Source organism: Streptomyces sp. x-80 (genome assembly GCF_046549095.1).
GTDB classification, from domain to species: domain Bacteria; phylum Actinomycetota; class Actinomycetes; order Streptomycetales; family Streptomycetaceae; genus Streptomyces; species Streptomyces celluloflavus.
Map to the genome: position 1 here is coordinate 188,220 of NZ_JAJPWM010000006.1, position 21,001 is coordinate 209,220.

Genomic DNA, 21,001 nt, shown 5'->3' on the forward strand with positions numbered 1-21,001 from the left:
CATGTCTGTCAGGATCGATGTCGACCGCTACGCCGAGGGGGTCCGGGCCGGCTCCAGGGCCTGGATCGCCCGCGCCGTCACGCTGGTGGAGTCCACCCGCGCCGACCACCGGGCGGCGGCCCAGCGGCTGCTGATCGCGCTGCTGCCGTACTCCGGTGCGGCCCGCCGGGTGGGGATCAGCGGGGTGCCGGGCGTCGGCAAGTCCACCTTCATCGACGCGCTCGGCACGCTGCTGACCGGTGCCGGGCACCGGGTGGCGGTGCTGGCCGTCGATCCGTCCTCCAGCCGGACGGGCGGCAGCATCCTGGGCGACAAGACCCGGATGGAGCGGCTGGCGACCGACCCGGCGGCGTTCGTCCGCCCCTCCCCCACGTCCGGCACGCTCGGCGGGGTGGCACGGGCGACCCGCGAGTCCATCGTGGTGATGGAGGCCGCGGGCTACGACGTCGTCCTGGTGGAGACGGTCGGCGTCGGCCAGTCCGAGACCGCCGTCGCGAACATGGTCGACACCTTCCTGCTGCTGACGCTGGCGCGCACCGGCGACCAGTTGCAGGGCATCAAGAAGGGTGTGCTGGAGCTGGCGGACCTGGTCTCGGTCAACAAGGCCGACGGTCCGCACGAGCGGGACGCCCGCTCGGCGGCCCGCGAACTGGCCGGTGCGCTACGGCTGTTGCAGCCCGCGGACGCGGCCTGGACCCCGCCGGTGCTGACGTGCAGCGCCCGCGAGGGCACCGGGCTCAAGACGGTGTGGGAGCGGATCGAACAGCACCGCGCCCTGCTGGAGTCCACCGGCGCGCTGGCCGAGCGGCGCCGCACCCAACAGGTGGACTGGACCTGGGCGATGGTGCGCGAACGGCTGCTGGACCGCCTCCGGGACCATCCAGAGGTGCGCCGCCTGGGCCCCGGGGTCGAGCGGGAGGTCCGCGCGGGCGAGATCACCGCGACGCTGGCCGCCGAACGGATCCTGACGGCGTTCGGGCTGCCGGACGGCTCCCCGGGCGGCGTGCCGGACGGACGGTAGTCCGGGCCGTGGGACGGCCGCGCCGTACGCGCCGGGCGGGTCGCCCCGGGGCCGGGCGGCCGTACCGGCGGTGCCCGGCCGGGTGGGCGTCCGGTCCCGCCGCACACCGGCCCTGATCCGGCCCCTTCCGGGACAGGGGAGCTGCCCTACTCCCCTCGGTGTAGGCAGGGCCGGGCAGTGGTCCGGATGCAGTAGGGGAAACAGCAGCCCTGCGTACGACGCCGCCCGCCGGGCCGGCCGCGAAGATCGAACTGAGACAGCGGCCGACCAGGGCCGCAGCGTCCAGGAGTGGAGATCACGCCGTGCCGAGCCCCTACCGCTACACCACGCCCGCCGCCCCCAGTGCGGCCACCGGTGAGACCGCCGCCGTGTACCGGCAGTTGACCCTCGACCTGGGCATCCGGCGGGCACCGGCGTTCACGGTGCTGTCGGCCACGCCCGCGCTGCTGGTGGCGTCCTGGGTGGCGGTGCGCGAATCACTGCTCGCGGGCAGCGCACCCTGTGACGCCAAGGCGCTGGTCGCGGCCGGTGTCGTGCGGGCCGCCCCCGGCACGTTCCGGGTGGCCGGGCACCTGCCCGCGCCGCACGTCGCCGGCGGCCGCCGGCTCACCGAGGCGCTCCGGACCGGCGCCGTCCCTGAGGACGCCGCGCACGCCCGGCTGCTGGCCTGGGGCGCGGCCACCCGCACCCCGGGCGCCCCCGAACTGGCCGACCCGCCCTTCCCGCCCGGCCACGCCCCCGAATACCTCGGCACCGCGCTCGCCGCCCACTTCGTCAGCCGTGTCGCCGCCGCGCTGCTCACCGAGCGCGCACCGGCGGGCCCCGGGCGGCTCCGGTCGGCGGTGTGGGCGCTCGGCGGGCAGTCGGGGACGGCCGGCGAACGGCGCCCGCCGCGTCCCGGGGAGAGCCTGGCGCTGCTCGGCGGCGGCACCGGCCCCGAGCCGTCCTGGGCCGACGGGGCGCCGGTCGGCGCGGGGTTCGCCGCGCTGCGGCGCGCCGCGACGGCGGACAGCCCGGCGCTGACCGACCCGGTGCGCACGACCGTGCTGGCGGTGGTGACCGACTGGGACGGCGGCCATCCGCCGGCGACGCGCTCCTGGCTGTACGGGGCGTTGTCCGCGCTGCGCGGCGCGGACCGGCCGGCCGCCGCGCTGGCGCTGCTCGGCGCGCTGGCACCGGATCAGGTGCGCGACACCGACATCGAGTTCTGGCGGTCCACCGCACCGGACCGGGCGGCCGGTGACGCCGATCTGGTACGGCTGATCGCCTTCGGCGCGTACGCGGCCGCCGCCCGTGTCGAGGCGTCCCTCGCCCTCGCGACGCGGCACCGGTCCGGTGCGCCCGCCGACCTGCCCCGGCCCTGACGCGCACCTCACGGCGCACGACCGCCGTGTGCGGCCTGACCCGGCAGGGCCGCCCCGGACGTTCTCGTGCGTCACAGGGCCGCCCCGGACGTCCTCGTGCGTCATCCGTCGGCCGGGCGCGTCAGCCGCGCGTCGACACCGTGGCCCAGACCGTCTTGCCGGAGCCGTCCGGCGGTGTCCAGCCCCAGGATTCGCTGAGCCGGTCGACGATGTGCAGCCCCCGCCCGGACTCGGTGAGCTTGTCGAAGGACCTGACGACCGGTGCGCTGCTGCCGGGGTCCGAGACCGCGCAGAGCACGGTGGCGTCCCGGCGGGTCAGGGCGAGCCAGGCCGGGCAGACGGCGCCGGACCGCACGGCGGTGGCCGCGTCGTCGGCGCCCCGGCGGGCGCCGTGGCGCAGGGCGTTGCTGACGAGTTCGGAGACGACGAGCGCGGTGTCATCGGCGACGGCGGCGCACACCTGCCAGCCTTCGAGCGTCGACCGGGTGAAGCGGCGGGCGTCCGCGACCGTCCGCGCGGAGCGGCTGAGCGCGCAGGCGGCGAAGCCGTTGGGACCCGGTATCCACCAGGCGTCGTCACACCGTCCTTCCCGAAGGGCGTCGTGCACGGTCTCGGCCGGATGTGTGGTCATCACGATCTCCGCGAATGAGGCTTTTCGGGGGCTGGGCCGGGTTGCCCGGGACGGCTAATATCCTGGGTGGCCGCCTCCCGCTGCAAGTGCATCTGCAATTACATCGGCAAGGACGGTCGTTCAGGGGCTTGTTCACGCCAACGTGATCGCAGGCTCGGGATCGGTCGGAGGCACGTCCTCCAGCAAGGAGCAGCAGTTATGGAGCCGGTGACCAACGGCATACGGGCGACCAGCATCGAGCACGCCGTATGGCGCAAGAGCCGCCGCAGCAATCCCAGCGGCAACTGCGTTGAGCTGGCGGTTCTTTCCGACGGCGGGGTGGCCGTGCGCAACTCCCGGTATGCGTCGGGTCCGGCGCTGATCTACACCCGCGACGAGATGGCGGCCTTCGTCCAGGGCGCCAAGGACGGCGACTTCGACGACCTCGTCGGCCGAGACTGAGGCATATGTCGGCTGGATAGTCCCCATCGCTGTACGTACGTTCGTAGCGATGGGACACTGGGCGCTCACCCGACCACCCAGGGGAGTCACCATGATCGCCGCGCAGCCGAGCCACGACCCGTCTCTGCGTCGCTATCTTGAGCACCCACGCGGCGGCCCGACCGTGCTCCGCATCGTGCTCGGCACACAGCTGCGACGGCTGCGCGAGGCGGCCGGCGTCACCCGCGAAGCCGCCGGGGACGCCATCCGCGGCTCGCACGCGAAGATCAGCCGCCTCGAACTCGGCCGGGTGAGCTGCAAGGAGCGGGACATCTCGGACCTGCTGACGCTCTATCACGTCACGGACGAGGCGTTCCGCGCCGACTTCCTCGCCCTGGCCCGCCGGACCGGCACGCCCGGCTGGTGGCATCAGTACGGCGATGTGCTGCCCGGCTGGTTCGAGACGCATATCGGTCTCGAAGAGGCCGCCTCCGTCATCCGCACGTACGAAGTCCAGTTCGTCCCGGGCCTGTTGCAGACGGCGGACTACGCCCGTGCCGTCACCCAGCTCGGCCACCCGCGGGCCTCGGCGGAGGAGATCGAGCGCCGGGTCGCGCTGCGCCTCCAGCGACAGGCGCTGCTGACCACGCCCGACGCACCGCGGCTGTGGGCGGTGGTGGACGAGGCGTCGCTGCGCCGCCCGCTCGGCGGACCGCAGGTGATGGCGGGGCAGCTCCGTCATCTGCTGGCGGTCTCACAGCTGCCGAATGTCACGCTCCAGATCGCGCCGTTCAGCCTCGGCGGTCTCGCGGCGGCCGGTGGTCCGATCACGATCCTACGGTTCCTGGAGCCGGATCTGCCCGACATCGTGTATCTGGAGCAGCTGACCAGCGCGCTCTATCTGGACAAGCGCGACGACGTGGATCACTATCTCGCCGTGATGGACCGGCTGAGCGCGCAGGCGGAATCGCCGCGCGAGTCCCTGGAGATGCTGGAACGGCTGCTGGCGCAGGAGAGCTGACGGGGCGCCGACGGTATCGGCGGCGAGCGGACGGGAAAGACTCCCGGTACGACGGAGAAGAGGGACGGGCCACCAGGGCTCGTCCCTCTTCCACATCTTCCGGCGGGCGGTACCCCTGCCGGTGTCCGCGTGCTACGGCTTGCGGGCGACACCGCCGAACTCGATCCATTCCATGGAGAGTTGCTTGGGCCCCAGATCCGAGTCCGGCATCCAGGTGGAGACCTCCACCAGACCGGGCTCCAGGATCTCCAGACCGTCCAGGTAGGAAGCCAGCTCGTGCTCCTGCCGCACCCGGCCCCACTGGCCGTGCGTGCTGACCCGCATGAACTCGGTGACGAAGTCGCGGGTCGCCGCGTCCTCGCTGACCAGCTGGCACACCACCAGGAAGCTGCCCGGAACCAGCCGGTCGGCGACCCGCCTGATCAGCGCCGCGGGGTCGTCGGAGTCCGGGATGCAGTGCAGCACCGAGACGAAGAGAGCGGCGACCGGCTCGTCGAAGTCGATCAGCCGCTCGACCTCGGGGCTGGTGAAGATGCCCTCGGTGTCCCGCATATCGGCCTGGATGACGGCCGTGTTGGCGTTCTCCTCCAGCAGCGCGCGGCCGTGCGCCAGCACGATCGGGTCGTTGTCGACGTAGACCACCCGGGACCCCGGATCCACCTGCTGCGCGACCTGGTGGACGTTGTCCTGCGTCGGCAGACCTGATCCGTGGTCGATGAACTGCCGGATGCCGTGTTCGCGGGCCAGCCGGCGCACCGCCCGTTGCAGAAAGCGCCGGTTGTTGATCGCCAGCACCTGGGTGCTCGGGGCGGCCTTGCTCAACTCCTCGCATGCCTCACGGTCGACGGCGTAGTTGTCCTTGCCGCCCAGGTAGTAGTCGTACATCCGCGCCACACTCGCGATGCTGACATCGACGACACCGGACCGCGGCTGTGTTTCCTGGCTCATTCCACACTTTCCCGTCGCTCTGACATCCACCGCCCTGCGGGCGCGACGACCGTGCCACGACGGACGACCGCTTCGGTGCAGTCCCCAACATACCCACCGGATGGCGGTTGTTGCAGGCGAGCGGCGTACTCCCGGGCGCGGGTGGGGGCGAGTTGCCGTTCGCTGCCGGGGGACGGGCATCCGCCGGGATGCCGATCAAGAGGCCGCAACCGGCCACCCGGGGTCCCTCCCGCACAGCCGTCGCGGCCGCGGCCCACCGGACCGCGGCGCCCGGCTCCCCCGCCGCCGGTACCTCGTACGCCCCTCGCGCCACGCCACGGGCTCCGGTCCACGGGGCTCGCCGGCGTCCGCGGCCCGGCGCCCGGCCCCGCCGCTCGCGCCACGAAATCTCATCGAGCTCTCACACAGTGCTTATCACCTCGTCACACCGTGCCCCTACCGTCCTCGGCAGGCCCGTCACCGCCCCGCCCTGCCCGGATTGCGCCGCTACGAGCCCTCACCGCACAGCCGCTCGGCGCCCCCGGCCGACGGAGCCCAGAGGAGAATGCACGTGTACCACCTGACCGGCGTCACCAAGTGCTACCGACGCGGCCGCGAGCTCGTACGGGCCCTGGACGGCATCGGGCTCTACGTCGAGGACGGTGGCACCCTGGTCGTGCGGGGCCCGGCGGACTCGGGCAAGTCGACCTTGCTGCGCATCCTGGGCGGTCTGGAGCGCCCCACCCACGGCAGTGTGGAACTCGACGGCACGGACCTGGCCACGCTCACCGAGTCCCGGCTGAGCCGGATACGCGCCGAGTCGATCGGCCTGGTCCCGCGCCGCGGCGATCTCGCGCCCGGCCTCACCGCGCAGCAGAACGTGGCCAGCGCCCTCGTACCGCTGCGACTGCGGCCCGCCGACCGGTGGGAACTGGCCGGTGAGGCCCTGGACGAGGTCGGCGCGGGCAGTCGACTCGACCGGATTCCCACGGAGCTGGACGAGGCCATGCGGCGGCGCGTGGCGCTGGCGCGGGCGCTGGTGAAACGGCCCACGGTGCTGCTGGCGGACCAGCCGACCGCCGGGCTGGACGACCCCGGCGCCCGCGACGGCTTCGCCGACCTGCTCGAACGGCTGTGGCAGCAGGGCCGGCTCACCTGGATCGTGGTCACCGAGGACGACGTCCTCGCCCGGCGGGCGCCGCGGCTGGCCACGATGTCCCGGGGAACACTGGCAGCGGCGCCCCGTACCCACGGCTGAACGAACGCCGCCGCGCGTGCTCGTCCGCCGCTCCATGGTGCCGTGGTGGCGCAGCCGTCGGCCGCCCCGGGGTGCCACCGCTTCTTCCACCGGCGGGACGGCGGGCGGAAAGGCCGGTGCCCATGCCGAGGGGCCGCGCCACACCGAACCAGCCCCCGCCCTCCAAGGCGAATCCCGCAGGAAACCCCGAATGCGTCTCACGCAGGAACACCGGCAAGGGTTCCGGGAAGCTCTCCCGGAATTCCAGCTCCTCGAAGATGCGGGTGCATAGCCGATCCACCTGGCCCTCGCCGAAGTGCCACTCCACACGGCCGACCTCCCGCCCGGTGAACGATCAGCCCCGGGCTGCCCAAAAGCGCCACGCCAATTGCCCTTTCGGGCAGACAAGTCCCCATGGACAACGCCGGTTTCGGCAATCCGCGGGATTCCCGCTTCGCACGTTGGCCGGAACAGCACAGCCGATCCCGCTCGACCGCGTCAGCCATCAAGAGTGACGCACGACACATGGGGTTCTTTTTTCAACACCCGTTACTCTAATTTGAGTTCGTAGCACCAACCGCCTGGAGTCCATGGGGACTTCATGGCCGAAGACGGCGCGGTGAGCGTTCGCAATCGGCCATAGGGAAAGGTATGCGTCTCGCGGCAAACACGCCGGGGATCGCTACACGGGGGACGATATCCGGAGGTTACGGTTCCGAATTCTTGACTGCTCCATGGGGTGACGTGATGACGCCCCGCACTGGCCGCCCCACCGCCGCGAGCGCCATTGCAGCGCCGCCCCTGGCCGGCACCAATTGGAGGAATTTTGGCCAGCAGCACCCAGGCTCATTTAGCCGCTTTCCCGCCTCCCACCGAGATCGGCATGATCGTAGGTGACTGCGACGGTCTGAATCCCGCCGCCTGCCAGGCGCTCGGCGTCGCCCCCCGTTCCGCTGTCGCCCGCGAGGACTCCGGCGCGGGCAGCCGCGCGGCCCGGTCCGCGGAGCCGCACCCGGTCACCATGGCGACACTGACCGGCCAGGAACGGGACCACGACCGGCTGCCGGACTCTCCGGCCACCCCCGGACCCCTCCAGGCGTGGGCCCGCGCACCGCACCCGGCGGGTTCCCGCGCCGCCGGCTGACGGCCCGGCCACCATCCGGCCGCCCGCACCTCCGCGCCGCGCAGCACCGACCCGACGAACCCACCGGGCGGCGCTCACCCACAAGGACTCCCTTCCTCCTCACAAAGGAGCACTCCATGCCGATCGGCACCCAGGGATTCACCCTCATCGACCTGCCCGCCGTACCAGCGGAGATCCTGAACAGCTACGACGACCTTCCGGTCGACGACTACATGGGCAACGGCACCCGCTTCAAGAGGTTCTCGCAGTACCGGCTGTCCCCCACCGACGGCGACGCCTGGAACTTCGAGCTGCTGCCGCACCGGGACTACACGGCGTACAAGCAGTTCAACAAGGCCGCCGGCGGCATCCGCAGGGTCTACGAGCCCGTCAAGGCCGACTTCACCGGCCTGATCTCCCGGGGAATCGCCGACCTCGGCCTCGACCACGGCGAGGACTGGCAGATCAATGTGCACCAGAACCGTACGCGGGCCGAGGCCGGCCGCCCCGGGCCCCTGACCCCCGAGGGCGTGCATCACGACGGCCATGAGTACGTCATGATCGCCGCGCTGCGCCGGGCGAACGTGGACGGCGGCGAGACCCGGCTGTGGAACCCCGGCGCGGACGAGCCCTTCTGGACCGGGACGCTCCAGGCGGGCCAGGCCGTACTCCTCGACGACCAGGCCATCGCCCACGATGTGACGGACGTGGTCTCGGCCGACGGCCGGCCCGGACACCGGGACATCGTGATCGTCGCCTTCTCCCGCTGGCAGCACAAGTGGTACGGCGACGAGCACGACTCCGCCGCCCTGTCCGAGAACGCCGGCTGACGCCGTCCCCTCGCCCTCCCCCACCATCCGCCCCGAGAAGATTGCGCTGATTCCGCATGCCTGAAGACTGGAACAACCGGCTCGCCGCAGGCCCGCTGGCCGCGGTGCGCGCCCTGGAGTCCTGTACCGCCGGCGAATGGGGCCGGCTGACCGGGAACTACACGTTCCGCGGTGGGCTGGCCGCCGCGTGCCGGACGCTCACCGAGCGCGCCTACGGCGGCAACGACCGCACCGCGCTCGCCGAGGTCCACCAACTCCTCGCCCTCATCTACGACCAGGACTTCTCCGGCGTGGAGATAGCCGAGGTCGACCACGAACGACAGCCCCTGCTGCGGGATGTGGCCGCGATCCTGGAACAGGCCATGCTGGGCCACGAGCTCTCCCGCATCGACGAGGAGACCGTCACGGGCTACCCCCGGTCCGGTCCGGAGTACGTCCGCTGGCTCAAGGACCTCGTCAACGCACACCCCGCCGGATGGCACCCGCTCTACCACGAGCACATCGCACAGCGGGGCACCCCGGAGGACCTGCGACTGCTGCTGGCCCAGGAGACCAACCTCGACCCGCGCTTCGACGACATCCTCGCCTCGATGCAGATGGGCCGGACCGGCGGCGAGAAGATGGAGATCGCCGCCAACTACTGGGACGAGATGGGCAACGGCGATGCCGAGCTGGTCCACACCCGTCTCTTCTCCCAGGCCCTGGAGGCCATCGGCGCGGACCGCGACTTCATCCGGGACAGCTTCATGCTGGAGGCCGGGGTCTCCGGGAACCTCTCCGCCTGCCTCGGACTCGCCCGCCGTCATTACTACAAGGCCGTGGGCTACTTCGGCGTGACGGAGTACCTGGCGCCCCGCCGCTTCCGCTGCGTGGTCGACACCTGGCGCGAGCTGGGCCTGCACGAAGTCGGTATCACCTACCACGATCTGCACATCGGCATCGACGCCGGGCACGCCTCCGGCTGGTTCAAGAACGTCGTGGCACCGCTGGTCGGCGGCGACGCCCTGATCGGCCGGGACATCGCCCTGGGCGCGCTGATCAGGCTCAACACCTCACAGGACTACCTCGACGAACTGCTGCGGCGCATGCGGGGCCGGTCCCCCGTCGCGGTCGGCGCGGAAGCCTGAGGGGACGGACATGGCGGAACCCCTGCCGCACCCGCTCGGAGCCGTGCCGGACGGCCACGACTTCGTGAAGTACGAGGCCCTGGGCAACGACTACCTGGTCATCGCCCCGGCCGCCGGCCAGGTGGCGCCGACACCGGAGAACATCCGGCTGATCTGCGACCGCCACTACGGCCCCGGCGCCGACGGAATCCTCTACGGCCCCCTCCCCGCGGAGCACGGATTCGGGCTGCGCACCTTCAACTCCGACGGCACCGAGTGCGAGAAGAGCGGCAACGGTCTGCGCATCTTCGGCCGCTATCTGTCCGACCACGGCTGGACCGAGGAGCCGGAGTTCACCGTCCGCACGGTGGCCGGGCCGGTCACCGTGGAGCTGCTGGAGCCGGACCCGCACGCGCCGGCCGCCGCCCCCGGCGCCGGCCGTACCGACGACCCCGACGGCACCGCGCCCGTACGCGTCTCCATGGGACGGGCGTCCCTGGACAGCGAGCTGATCGGCGCCACCGGCCCCCGCCGGGAGATGCTGCGCGAAACCCTGCCCGCGCTGGCGCGGGAGTGGACGGCCACCGGTGTCTTCCTCGGCAACCCGCACTGCGTCCTCCCGCTGGACGGCGCCGAGGTGACCGAGGAACTCGCCCGGCGCCTGGGCCCCGTCCTCGCCGGCCACGAACGCTTCCCCCGGCGCATCAACGTCCAGTTGATGGAGGTGCGCGCCGCCGACCGCATCCGCATCGAGAGCTATGAGCGGGGCGCCGGCTACACGCTCGCCTCGGGCAGCAGCGCCTGCGCGGCGGCCGTCGCCGCCCACGCCCTCGGGCTGACCGGCCCCGAGGTCACCGTGGAGATGCCCGGCGGCAGTCTCGCCGTCGGCGTCTCCGGCACCGGCGAGGTCACCCTGACCGGCCCCGCCCGGCCCGTCGTGGCCGGACGGTGGACCCCGGCATTCCGTCGGCGGCTGGCCTCATGACCGCGATCAGCATGCGCGAGTGGTACTTCGACGAGGCCCACGGCCGCTACGACATCGACCTCGGCGACAGCTATGTGGGCGGCAGCCGCCTCGCCGACCACGCCCTGCCCGCCGACTGCCTCCTCGACTACGGCAACAACCGGGGAACCGCCCCGCTCCGCAACCTCGTCGCCGGCCTCTACGGACGGGACCCGTCCCATATCGGCATCACCCACGGCGGGCAGGAAGCCCTCTATCTCCTCTACCGCACCTTGCTGTCCGCGGGCGACCACGCCGTGGTCTTCACCCCCGGCTGGCAGCAGGCGGAGCCGGTGCTCTCCCGTGCCGGATGCCGGGTGGACGCCGTCGGCACCACCGCCGACGGCCGCCCGGACATCGCCGCGGCACTGCGCAGGATCGGTCCGCGCACCAGGGTCGTGGTGCTCAACTCGCCCTGCAATCCCACCGGCCGGCAGGTCACCGCCGCCGGTGTCCAGGACCTGGTGGAGGCGCTGCGGCCGCACGGCGGCCATCTCGTCCTCGACGAGGAGTACGTCGCCGACCTCGGCGCCGACTCCTGGATCGGGGCGTACGAACACGCCGTCTCCGTCTCCAGCGTCTCCAAGGTCTACGGGGTCCCGGGGCTGCGCGTCGGCTGGATGTGCGGGCCGCCCGGGGTCGTGGCCGCGGCCATGGAGTACAAGCACTTCACCACCGTCACCAACTCGGTGGTCCTGGAACGGCTGGCCACCGGGATCCTGGAGCGCCGCGAGGAGCACGTCCGGCGCTACCGGAAGCTGATCGCCGACGGTCTGGAGGTGCTGGCGCCGTGGGCCGACCGGCACCGCGGCACGCTGCGGATGTGGCAGCCGGAGGGCACCCCGTACGTCTGGCTGCACACCCCCGGGCTGCCGTCCTCGCTGGACTTCTGCCGCGAGGTACTGCGACGGCAGCGCGTGCTGCTGATGCCGGCCGAGGTGTTCGGCACCGAGCGCGGCATCCGCCTCACCTTCGCCCGGGAGCCGGACGTCCTGGCGGAGGGCCTGCGCCGGATCGACGCCGTTCTGGACGACCACCCCACCGCCGCCCGGAGCGGCGCCCACGCCGAGAGCAGGGAACAACAATGACGGCACGGCTGACGGAGATGCCCACCGCCTGGTCGCGCGCGCTGGCGCTGGTGGCACACCCCGACGACATCGAGTACGCCATGGGACCGGCGGTGATCACCTGGACCGGCAGCGGCAAGGAGATCGCCTACGTCCTGGCCAGCCGCGGCGAGGCGGGCATCGACGGCTGCGCCCCGGAGACGGCCGGACCGCTGCGGGAGCGGGAGCAGCGCGCGAGCTCGGCGGTCGCCGGAGTGACCTCGGTGGAGTTCCTGTCCCACCCGGACGGGCTGATCACGGACTCCCTGGCGCTGCGGCGGGAGTTCGCCGCCGCCATCCGCCGCCACCGGCCGGACATGGTGCTCACGGTCAACCATCACGAGCACTGGCGCGGCGTCAACTGGAACACCTCGGACCACCGTGTCGTCGGCCGGGCGGCGCTGGACGCCGTCGTCGACGCCGGCAACCGCTATGTCTTCGCCGAGGACGGCCTCGAACCGTGGGAGGGCGTGCGGTGGACGGGCGTCGCCGGCTCGCCGTACCCCACGCACGCGGTGGAGGTCGGGGGCGCCGAGGACCGCGCCGTCGAGGCGGTGCTGGAGCACCGGAGTTATCTGGCAGCGCTCACCGACGAGGACGCGGAGAGCTACGCGCGGGGGTTCCTGCGGCGCAACATGGCTGCCGCGGGCGCGCTGTTCCACGGCCACGACGCGGTCGCGTTCCAGCTCTTCGAGCGCGACGCCTACCGCGTCAGGGACGGTGTCACCCACTACCGCTGAGCACCGTCCGCGTCCTCAACCCACCCTGTCCCACCGGGAATTCCATGCACCTGGCCTTCGTCGACTCCAATCCCCCCGCCCTCCAGGCCATCAGGCTGGCCAAGGAGGCCGGACACCGCGTCACCTATCTCCAGTCCGCACACACCCAGTACCCGCTCACCGACGCCAACCTGGCGCTGGTCTCGTCCGTCGACCGCCTGGTCGACGGGCTGGTCACCACCGACGACGACGCGGTGACCGAGGCCCTGGCCGAGTGCCACGCGGCACACCCCATCGATTTCGTCACCACGCAGCACGAGATGTCCGCCGAGGCCGTGGCCGCGGCCTGCCGGGCACTGGGGCTGCGGGGCACCTCCCCCGAGGCGGTGCTCCTCGCCCGGCGCAAGGACCGCTGCCGGGCGGCACTCCAGGCCGCGGGCCTGGCCTCCGCACGCTTCGCGACCGCCACCGACGAGGCCCAGACGCTGGCGGCGGCGGAGCGGATCGGCTACCCGGTGGTGCTCAAGCCGCCCTCCGGGGCGGCCGGGCTGCTCGCGCGGATCGTCCACGACGCGGCGGAGGCCAGGGCGGCCTGGCGCGCGTGGCAGCACAGTCTCGACGCGATTCCGGAGGACTGGCGCGGGCAGTTCCGGCGCGGCGTCCTCGTCGAGGAGTTCCTGGTGGGGGAGCTGGTGTCGGCGGAGATCGGCGCACGGGACGGGCAGTTCTTCCCGCTCTGCATCAGCGGCCGCTTCCGCTGGGCGGGCGACGGGGTCACCGCCCTCGGCTCGTTCATCCCCGCCGACCTGGCGGCGCACCAGGCCGCCGCCTGCTGGGAGTACGCCCGTCGGGTCTGCCGGGCGATCGGTGCCGACATCGGGGTCTTCCACCTGGAGATCATGGTCACCCGGCGGGGGCCCGTCCTCGTCGAGTTCAACCCCCGGGTCATGGGCGGCGGCCTGCCCGCGGCGTACCGCCACGCCACCGGGCAGGAGGTCTACGCCGCACTGCTGGCCGTCCTCGACGGGTCCGACGAGGTCCCCGCGCCGCTCCCCCGGGCCGGCTGCACCGCGGTCCGCGTCGTCATCCCCCGCGAGGCCGGCCGGCTCGGCCCCGGCGCGACCCTGGCACCACTGGCCGAGCACCCCTCGGTGAAGGAGGTCATCGGCTTCGGCGAGTACCGCACCGGTCCCGGCAGCGAAGTGGCCCGCGGTCAGGCACTGGCCCGGTTCATCGTCCAGGAGACCGACCGGACGGCCCTGGAACGGACCTCCGAGCAGCTGCTGAGCCGTCTGGAACCGCTGCTCGGCGTGCCCCTGATGACCGGCGGCTACCGTCCCGGCGGCCCGGCGCACCAGGGGAGCGCACGGTGAGCGGAGCCGGGGAACCGCACACCGCGAGCCCGCGACGGACGGCGGGCGGCCCGGCCGCGCCGCCCGGCCGCCGGGCCATCGCCGTCGCCCTGATGATGGCGATGGCGCTGACCGCCCTGGACAGCACGGTGGTCGCCACGGCCGTGCCGCAGATCGTCGGCGACCTCGGCGGATTCTCGTACTTCTCCTGGCTCTTCTCCGGCTATCTGCTGGCCGGCACGGTGTCCCTGCCGGTCTACGGCAAGCTCAGCGACACACTGGGGCGCAAGCCGGTCCTGCTGTTCGGCATCACGCTGTTCCTGGCCGGCTCCGCGCTCTGCGCGGGCTCCTGGAACATGGCCGCGCTGGTCGTCTTCCGCATCGTCCAGGGCTTCGGCGGCGGCGCGGTCCAGAGCACCGTCCAGACCCTCGCCGCCGACCTGTACTCCCTGGAGGAACGCCCGCGGATCCAGGCCGCCATCTCCTCCGTGTGGGCCGGCTCCGCCGTTCTCGGGCCCGCGGTCGGCGGCCTGATCACCGCCTGGGCCGACTGGCGCCTCATCTTCCTGCTCAACGTCCCGCTCGGCCTGGTCTCCCTCCTCCTGCTGGCGCGCCGCCTGCACGAGCCGCCCCGCGAGCGCGCCGACGGGCGCCCGCCCGTCGACTGGGCCGGCGCACTGGCACTCTTCCTCACCGGCTGCGTTCTGCTCACCACCATCGTCGAGGGCGGGCACGCCTGGCCCTGGCTCTCCGTGCCGTCCCTCGCCCTCCTCGGCGCCGGCGCCGCCCTGCTGGCCGCCACGGTCGTGATCGAGCGGCGGGCGGCCGACCCCGTCCTCCCGAGCTGGGTGTGGCGCCGTCGCCCCATCGCCGCCGCCAATCTGGCCATGGCGGCGCTCGGCGTGCTGACCATCGCCCCGACGGTCTTCCTGCCCACCTACGCCCAGTCCGTGCTCGGCCTCGATCCCCTGCGGGCGGGCTTCGTGCTGGCCGTCATGTCGGTGGCCTGGCCCGTCTCCGCGGCCTTCAGCCAGCACGTCTACCGGCGCATCGGGTTCCGTCAGTCGGCGATGGCCGGCATGGCCGTCGCCTGCCCCGTCCTGCTGGCCTTCCCCGCCCTCTCCGGCACCCGCAGTCCCTGGTTGCCCGCCCTCGTCTCGCTGGCCCTCGGCGCCGCCCTCGGCATCACCCAGCTCCCCCTGATCGTCGGAGTCCAGTCGACGGTCCCCCCGTCGGAACGCGGTACGGCGACGGCCTCGATCCTCTTCTGCCGCCAGCTCGGCTCCAGCATCGGTGCCGCCGTCTTCGGATCCCTGGCCAATACGATCCTCAACTCCCGCCTCCAGGCGGTCTCTTCCGGCCTCCCGTCCGCCGGGGACCGCACCCTCGACACCCTCACCAGCACTCTCGCCTCCCCCGCCACCCCCGCCTCGGCCGCCGGGCCGCTGCGCGACGCCCTCGCCACGGCCGTCGACTGGGTCTACGTGGGTGCCGCGGCGGCCGCGGCCCTCGCCGTGGCCGCGCTCTTCCTGGCCCCGCGCCGCTTCCCGGTGCTCGATTGAGGAGTGACCGCGGCCGGAGTGCGTTGCCGCGGCAGCCGAGGAGCGCTGTCCGCCCCGTCGGCCGGGTGCCGCTCCGGCGGCACGCGCTACGCCTTGGGGATGTCGAAGTAGCGGTTCAGCCCGGCGGCGAGGCCGAGGTCGCCGGACGCCTTGAGCTTGCGGGTCAGGACCATCGTCACCGGGTTGCCGTTGCCGGAGACGAGCCTGAGGAACGCGGCGTCGCCCATCGTCAGCGTCAGCTGCGCCTCGGTGTCCGTAAGGCCCTCGCGGACAGTGCAGACGCCGTCGGCGATGGTGGTCTCGTAGACCACCTCGGACTCACCGGTGATCCGCCAGCGGATCAGGGCGCTCAGCGCGCCGGCGGCCGCCGGCCGGAACTGCCGCTCCATCCGCCCGAAGACCTCGCCGAGCACCCGCGTCCGCAGCTCGCCGTGCGCGATCTCGTCGATCTGCCCGCTGGTCAGCCCTTTCATGATCTTCGCGAACTCGTCGGGGGTGACGCTCGCGAAGTCGAGCCGGGCCAGGAGGGCACGCACATCGTCGGCCACGGAGACACTCCTTACCAAAAAGTAAACTTACCAGTAAGTAAGATTACGGTGCGGCAGCGGGCCCGGCAAGCAGGTGACGGACCGACCGGGAGGCGGTGACGCCCCCGCTCGGAGGGGTGTCCGGCGGTCTGGCCGGCCGGCCGCCGGGCCGGTAGAAGAGGTGGATGACCACAGAGCAGAGTCAGCCGATGACCGGGGCCGCGCCGTCCGCCGAGGCGGCACCGGCGGCCGGGGGGACGCCGTCGACCGAGGAGATGCTGCGGGCCAACCAGGCGAACTGGGACGCCCGCACCCCCGTCCACGTCGCCAGCGAGTTCTACGGCCTGGACGGGTCCCGGACCACCGAGGACTGGTTCGCGCCATTCGAATGGACGGATCTCGGCAGCCTCCAGGGGCGGGACGTCCTGCATCTCCAGTGCCATCTGGGCACCGAGACGGCCGCGTTCGCCGAACGGGGTGCGGCGCACACGGTGGGACTCGACTTCTCCGCCGCGGCGGTCGCCGAGGCCCGGCGGCTCGCCGCGGCGGCGGGCCGGGACGTGGAGTTCGTCCGGTCCGATGTCCACCGGGCCGTGGCGGCGCTCGGCGACCGCCGCTTCGATGTGATCTACACCGGCAAGGGGGCCCTGTGCTACCTGCCGGATCTGACCGTCTGGGCCGGTGTCGTCAGCTCGCTGCTGCGGCCGGGCGGCACCTTCTACCTGGTCGAGTTCCACCCGCTGCTCGACGCGCTCGGCCCGACGACCAGCCCGGACCCGCAGCAGCTCCGGCTCCATTACGACTACTTGGGCGGCCGCGGCCCCATCAGGAGCGATACACCGCGCACCTACACCGACGGCCCGCCCCTGACGGGTGCGACGACGAGTTACGAGTGGCGGCACGGCATCGGCGAGGTCGTCTCGGCCGTCACCGGCGCCGGGCTGACCGTCCAGCTGGTCCGCGAGACCGAGCTGCTGCCCTGGAAGCGTTTCGACGCCATGGTGCCGGCCGACAACGGCTGGTGGCGCCTGCCGCCGTCGGAGCCGGCCATCCCCCTGCTGTACGCGGTGCGGGCGGTGAAACCGGCGGACGGCCCTGTCCCGCCGGGTGCCCGGCCCGGTGACCGGGGTACGGCCCCGGCGTAGCCGGTGGCACGCGCGGTGGCGGCGCTACGGAAGCGGAAGCCGGTCCGGCGCGTCGGCGAGGGTGGCATCGTCCGCCGCGCGCCGGTAGACCGACCGCAGCAGCTGGTCCTTGGCGGGGCCGCCGACCCGCCACACCAGGTGCCAGGCGTCCGCGCCGACGGCGGTGAAGGTCCCCGCGTACCGGTCCGCGGCGCAGGGGTGGGCGGCGGTCCACCGGCCACCGCGCAGGTCGAGGTCGTGAAAGGGCCGGCCGTCGGCGAAGGCGACCTGTGCGGTGCCGTCCGGCCGGGGGCGCAGCCGCAGCGTACGGCCGGCCGGCTGCACCGCCCCGCCCCAGGTCAGCTCGCCCTCCTCGGTGTGCAGCAGCCCGTCCCCCGCGGGATCCGGCCGGAAGTCGGCCAGGCCGCGGAAACTGCCCTCGGCGCCGGCCCGCAGATCCTGGACGGTGCGTGCGACATACCAGCGGCCGGCGAGATACGCCGCCACGTCGGGGACGGGGTACGGGGCGGGGCGGTCGGGCTCTGTGCGCATGGACACCATGGTCCCCGCCGCCCCCGCCCGGCGCCGCGCCACCCCCCGCCACATCCGTGCCCCTCCCCCGGCCCCGCGTACCGTGCGGACCCGCTCCGGCCGTCCTACTCTCGGTGCAGAGACCGTCACCGAGGCCCGCCCGGCCGGGCCGCCCGGCGCCCCGGCGGGCCGTATGCCGTCGCTCGGGCACCGTGCCCGCCACGGCGGTCTCGTACGGGACCGGAGACCGGAGGCACGACCATGCCGGAGCTGTTCATCGGCGGTCAGTGGACCGCAGCGGCCGACGGGCAGGTACGGGAGATCCGCTGCCCCGCGGACGGCACACCGGTCGCGACCGTCGACGAGGGCGGGCCGAAGGACGCCGCCGCCGCGATCACCGCGGCCCGTACCGCCTTCGACGACGGGCCGTGGCCGGGGACCCCGGCCGCCGAACGGGGCCGGCTGGTGCTCCGGGTCGCCGATCTGCTGGTGCGCGACAAGGCGGAGCTGGCCCGTGCCGAATCCCTGGACACCGGGAAGCGGCTGGTCGAGAGCGCCTACGACATGGACGACATCGCCAACTGCTTCCGCTATTTCGGCAACCTCGGCGCGGCCGGCGGTACCGACCGGGTCGTGGACACCGGCCGGCCGGAGACGGACAGCACGGTGTGCCACGAGCCGGTCGGTGTCTGTGCGCTGATCACCCCGTGGAACTATCCGCTGCTCCAGACGGCCTGGAAGGTCGCCCCCGCCGTCGTCACCGGCAACACCTTCATCCTCAAGCCCAGCGAGCTGACCCCGCACACCGCCATCCACCTCATGCGGCTGCTGGCCGAGGCCGGGCTGCCGGACGGCGCCGCCAACCTGGTGCTGGGCGCCGGGCCCGCCGTGGGCGCGCCGCTCACCCAGGACCCGCGGGTGGACATGGTGTCGTTCACCGGCGGGCTGGTCACCGGACGGCGCATCATGGCGGCGGCCGCGCCCACCGTGAAGAAGATCGCCCTCGAACTGGGCGGCAAGAACCCCAACATCGTCTTCGCGGACGCCGAGTTCGACACCGCGGTCGACCACGCCCTGATGGCGGTCTTCCTGCACTCCGGGCAGGTCTGCTCGGCCGGCGCCCGGCTGCTCGTCCAGGACGAGCTGCACGACGCGTTCGTGGACGAGGTGGTGGCCCGTGCCCGGCGGATCCGGCTCGGCGGCCCGTTCGACGAGCACGCCCGCACCGGCCCGCTGATCTCCGCGGCACACCGTGAGAAGGTCGCGGCGTATGTGGCGGCCGGCCTCGACGAGGGCGCCGTGCTGCGCTGCGGCGGTGCGCCGCCCGACGACCCGGCGCTGCGGGACGGCTTCTACTATCTGCCGACCGTGCTCGACGAATGCACCCCCGATATGTCCGTCGTGCGCGACGAGTCGTTCGGCCCGGTGCTGACGGTGGAGCGGTTCCGCACCGAGGACGAGGCCGTCCGGCTCGCCAACGACACCGTGTACGGCCTGGCCGGGGCGGTGTGGACGCAGGACGCCGGGCGGGCGCGCCGGGTGGCCGCCCGGATGCGCGCGGGCACGGTCTGGATCAACGATTTCCACCCCTATGTGCCGCAGGCCGAATGGGGCGGTATGAAGCAGTCCGGGGTCGGGCGGGAGCTGGGGCCGACGGGGCTGGCCGAGTACCAGGAGGCCAAGCACGTCTGGCGCAACACGGCGCCGCGTCCGCAGCGGTGGTTCGAGTGAGCGCGGCCGGCTCCGGATCCCCCGCCGAACCCGACCGCCCCGGGCCCGCCCGCCCCGGATCCGACCGCTCCGGCGCCCGGCCGGGGACGCGCGCCGCGCGTACGGACACCGGGACGGCGCACGACGACGACTCGCTCGCCGAGTTCGGCTACCGGCCCGAACTCAAGCGCACCCTGGGCAACTTCCACACCTTCGCCGCCGGCATCAGCTACATCTCGATCCTCACCGGCACCTTCCAGCTCTTCTACTTCGGTGTGAACCACGGCGGCCCGGCCTACTGGTGGTCCTGGCCGATGGTCTTCCTCGGCCAGCTGATGGTGGCCCTGTGCTTCTGCGAGCTGGCCGCCCGTTACCCGGTGGCCGGTTCGATCTACAACTGGGCCAAGCGGCTGGGCGGTCCGCACGTCGGGTGGCTCGGCGGCTGGATGATGCTGACCGCCACCATGGTCTCGCTCTCCGCCGTGGCGCTCGCCTACCAGGTGACGCTGCCGCAGATCTCCTCGTGGTTCCAGTTCATCGGCAACGGCACCGGCCGGACCGACGCGGCGGCCAACGCGGTGGTGCTCGGCACCGTGCTCGTCACGTTCACCACCCTGGTCAACGCCTTCGGCGTCAAACTGATGGCCCGGATCAACTCCGCGGGCGTCACGATCGAGCTGATCGCCGCCATCGTGCTGATCATCCTGCTGGCCGCGCACACCACCCGCGGCCCCAGCGCCGTACTCGACACCCACGGCCTGGGCAGCGGTCAGCCGTTCGGCTACCTCGGCGCGTTCCTGACCGCGTCCCTGGCCTCGGCCTATGTCATGTACGGCTTCGACACGGCCTCGTCGCTCGGCGAGGAGTGCACGGACCCGGGCCGCAACGCGCCCCGCGCGATCCTGCGGGCGCTGATCGCCTCGTTCCTCATCGGCGGGGCGATCCTGCTCTTCGCCCTCCTGGCGGCGCCCGATCTGCACTCCAAGCGGCTGACCGTGGACGGCCTCCAGTACGTGGTGCTGGTGACGCTCGGCTCGACCATGGGGCAGCTGGTGCTGTGGTGCGTGGTCATCGCGATCACCGTGTGCGAACTGGCGGTGCACACCGCCGGCATCCGGCTGGCGTTCGCGATGGCCCGGGACAACAACCTCCCCGCCGCCTCGCTGCTCGCCAAGGTCAGCCCGCGCTTCCGCACCCCGGTGCTGCCCGCGGTCATCATCGGACTGGTGGCGATCGGCATCCTGGTGCTCAATGTGAACCAGCCGCAGATCTTCTCGGTGCTCACCAGCATCGCGATCATCATGATCTACCTGGCGTATCTGCTGGTCACCCTGCCGATGCTGGTCAAGCGCCTGCGCGGCACCTGGACACCGGCGAAGGGCAAGTTCTCGCTCGGGAAGTTCGGCCTCCCGGTGAACATCCTCGCCGTGCTGTGGGGCGCGGGGATGTCCCTCAACCTCGCCTGGCCGCGTGCCGTGGTCTACAACGCCACCGGTCCGCAGCACTGGTATCTGCGCTGGGGCGCCTTCCTGTTCATCGGCATCGTGGGGCTCGGCGGGTTCACCTATTACTGGTTCGTCCAGCGCAAGCGCACCGGTGTGCTGGCCGGTCACGCCGCTCTCGCCGACCCCGCCGACCCCGCCGCCCCCACTGCTCCTGCCGGTCCCACCATCCCCTGACCTGGAGA

The 21,001-nt window shown here is 72.7% G+C and carries 20 protein-coding genes; 16 read left to right on the forward strand and 4 right to left on the reverse strand.

What is annotated here, in order from left to right:
* Position 1: 1 nt before the first annotated feature.
* On the forward strand, positions 2-1,021 hold the full coding sequence (gene meaB / locus ACLJWH_RS13880) for a methylmalonyl Co-A mutase-associated GTPase MeaB (protein WP_411141962.1): 1,020 nt from the start codon (positions 2-4) through the stop codon (positions 1,019-1,021).
* 302 nt (positions 1,022-1,323) lie between these two features.
* The gene (locus ACLJWH_RS13885) at positions 1,324-2,385 is read left to right on the forward strand and encodes a DNA-binding protein (RefSeq protein WP_411141963.1); all 1,062 of its coding nucleotides are present in this window, start codon (positions 1,324-1,326) and stop codon (positions 2,383-2,385) included.
* Between the two features lie 121 nt (positions 2,386-2,506).
* Here ACLJWH_RS13885 and ACLJWH_RS13890 read toward each other — a convergent pair whose 3' ends face one another.
* On the reverse strand, positions 2,507-3,016 hold the full coding sequence (locus tag ACLJWH_RS13890) for an ATP-binding protein (RefSeq protein ID WP_411141964.1): 510 nt from the start codon (positions 3,014-3,016) through the stop codon (positions 2,507-2,509).
* Positions 3,017-3,214: 198 nt separating this feature from the next.
* Here ACLJWH_RS13890 and ACLJWH_RS13895 point away from each other — a divergent pair, with 198 nt between their 5' ends.
* Both ACLJWH_RS13895 and ACLJWH_RS13900 read left to right on the forward strand, forming a co-directional pair.
* Positions 3,215-3,457, forward strand: a complete 243-nt coding sequence (locus tag ACLJWH_RS13895; protein WP_411141965.1) for a DUF397 domain-containing protein — start codon at positions 3,215-3,217, stop codon at positions 3,455-3,457.
* Between the two features lie 91 nt (positions 3,458-3,548).
* The gene (locus tag ACLJWH_RS13900; RefSeq protein WP_411141966.1) at positions 3,549-4,457 is read left to right on the forward strand and encodes a helix-turn-helix domain-containing protein; all 909 of its coding nucleotides are present in this window, start codon (positions 3,549-3,551) and stop codon (positions 4,455-4,457) included.
* Between the two features lie 132 nt (positions 4,458-4,589).
* Here ACLJWH_RS13900 and ACLJWH_RS13905 read toward each other — a convergent pair whose 3' ends face one another.
* Positions 4,590-5,405 (reverse strand): SAM-dependent methyltransferase, encoded by an 816-nt coding sequence (locus tag ACLJWH_RS13905; RefSeq protein ID WP_411141967.1) that lies wholly within the window; start codon positions 5,403-5,405, stop codon positions 4,590-4,592.
* 550 nt (positions 5,406-5,955) lie between these two features.
* On the opposite strand from ACLJWH_RS13905, the gene ACLJWH_RS13910 reads away from it, so the two are divergent.
* The 9 genes from ACLJWH_RS13910 to ACLJWH_RS13950 all read left to right on the forward strand — a co-directional run bounded on the left by ACLJWH_RS13910 (position 5,956) and on the right by ACLJWH_RS13950 (position 15,422).
* The gene (locus tag ACLJWH_RS13910; RefSeq protein WP_411142210.1) at positions 5,956-6,642 is read left to right on the forward strand and encodes an ABC transporter ATP-binding protein; all 687 of its coding nucleotides are present in this window, start codon (positions 5,956-5,958) and stop codon (positions 6,640-6,642) included.
* Positions 6,643-7,504: 862 nt separating this feature from the next.
* Positions 7,505-7,765, forward strand: coding sequence for a hypothetical protein (locus ACLJWH_RS13915; RefSeq protein WP_411141968.1), 261 nt, complete (start codon positions 7,505-7,507; stop codon positions 7,763-7,765).
* Between the two features lie 116 nt (positions 7,766-7,881).
* Positions 7,882-8,574, forward strand: coding sequence for a 2OG-Fe dioxygenase family protein (locus tag ACLJWH_RS13920; protein ID WP_411141969.1), 693 nt, complete (start codon positions 7,882-7,884; stop codon positions 8,572-8,574).
* A 56-nt stretch (positions 8,575-8,630) separates the two neighbouring features.
* On the forward strand, positions 8,631-9,701 hold the full coding sequence (locus tag ACLJWH_RS13925; RefSeq protein WP_411141970.1) for an iron-containing redox enzyme family protein: 1,071 nt from the start codon (positions 8,631-8,633) through the stop codon (positions 9,699-9,701).
* Positions 9,702-9,711: 10 nt separating this feature from the next.
* On the forward strand, positions 9,712-10,665 hold the full coding sequence (gene dapF / locus ACLJWH_RS13930) for a diaminopimelate epimerase (RefSeq protein WP_411141971.1): 954 nt from the start codon (positions 9,712-9,714) through the stop codon (positions 10,663-10,665).
* Entirely contained in the window at positions 10,662-11,771 is a 1,110-nt protein-coding gene (locus ACLJWH_RS13935) for a pyridoxal phosphate-dependent aminotransferase (RefSeq protein WP_411141972.1), read from the forward strand. The genes dapF and ACLJWH_RS13935 overlap by 4 nt, the downstream gene beginning before the upstream one ends.
* The gene (locus tag ACLJWH_RS13940) at positions 11,768-12,529 is read left to right on the forward strand and encodes a PIG-L deacetylase family protein (protein ID WP_411141973.1); all 762 of its coding nucleotides are present in this window, start codon (positions 11,768-11,770) and stop codon (positions 12,527-12,529) included. The genes ACLJWH_RS13935 and ACLJWH_RS13940 overlap by 4 nt, the downstream gene beginning before the upstream one ends.
* Before the next feature lie 44 nt (positions 12,530-12,573).
* Entirely contained in the window at positions 12,574-13,881 is a 1,308-nt protein-coding gene (locus ACLJWH_RS13945) for an acetyl-CoA carboxylase biotin carboxylase subunit family protein (RefSeq protein WP_411141974.1), read from the forward strand.
* Positions 13,878-15,422: an MFS transporter gene (locus tag ACLJWH_RS13950; protein WP_411141975.1), complete on the forward strand. Its 1,545-nt coding sequence runs from the start codon at positions 13,878-13,880 to the stop codon at positions 15,420-15,422. Before ACLJWH_RS13945 ends, ACLJWH_RS13950 begins: the two co-directional genes overlap by 4 nt.
* A gap of 86 nt (positions 15,423-15,508) precedes the next feature.
* Here the strand turns inward: ACLJWH_RS13950 and ACLJWH_RS13955 are convergent, their stop codons facing one another.
* Positions 15,509-15,895: an SCP2 sterol-binding domain-containing protein gene (locus ACLJWH_RS13955; RefSeq protein WP_411142211.1), complete on the reverse strand. Its 387-nt coding sequence runs from the start codon at positions 15,893-15,895 to the stop codon at positions 15,509-15,511.
* A gap of 329 nt (positions 15,896-16,224) precedes the next feature.
* Between ACLJWH_RS13955 and ACLJWH_RS13960 the strand changes: the two genes are divergently transcribed.
* Positions 16,225-17,094 carry a class I SAM-dependent methyltransferase gene (locus tag ACLJWH_RS13960; protein ID WP_411142212.1) on the forward strand — a complete coding sequence of 290 codons (870 nt, stop codon included), beginning with the start codon at positions 16,225-16,227 and terminating at the stop codon, positions 17,092-17,094.
* A 24-nt stretch (positions 17,095-17,118) separates the two neighbouring features.
* Here ACLJWH_RS13960 and ACLJWH_RS13965 read toward each other — a convergent pair whose 3' ends face one another.
* The gene (locus ACLJWH_RS13965) at positions 17,119-17,625 is read right to left on the reverse strand and encodes a DUF6314 family protein (protein ID WP_411141976.1); all 507 of its coding nucleotides are present in this window, start codon (positions 17,623-17,625) and stop codon (positions 17,119-17,121) included.
* Positions 17,626-17,865: 240 nt separating this feature from the next.
* On the opposite strand from ACLJWH_RS13965, the gene ACLJWH_RS13970 reads away from it, so the two are divergent.
* Both ACLJWH_RS13970 and ACLJWH_RS13975 read left to right on the forward strand, forming a co-directional pair.
* Entirely contained in the window at positions 17,866-19,335 is a 1,470-nt protein-coding gene (locus ACLJWH_RS13970; RefSeq protein WP_411141977.1) for an aldehyde dehydrogenase family protein, read from the forward strand.
* Complete coding sequence (locus ACLJWH_RS13975) at positions 19,332-20,993, forward strand: APC family permease (RefSeq protein WP_411141978.1); 1,662 nt, start codon at positions 19,332-19,334, stop codon at positions 20,991-20,993. Before ACLJWH_RS13970 ends, ACLJWH_RS13975 begins: the two co-directional genes overlap by 4 nt.
* Positions 20,994-21,001: the final 8 nt, after the last annotated feature.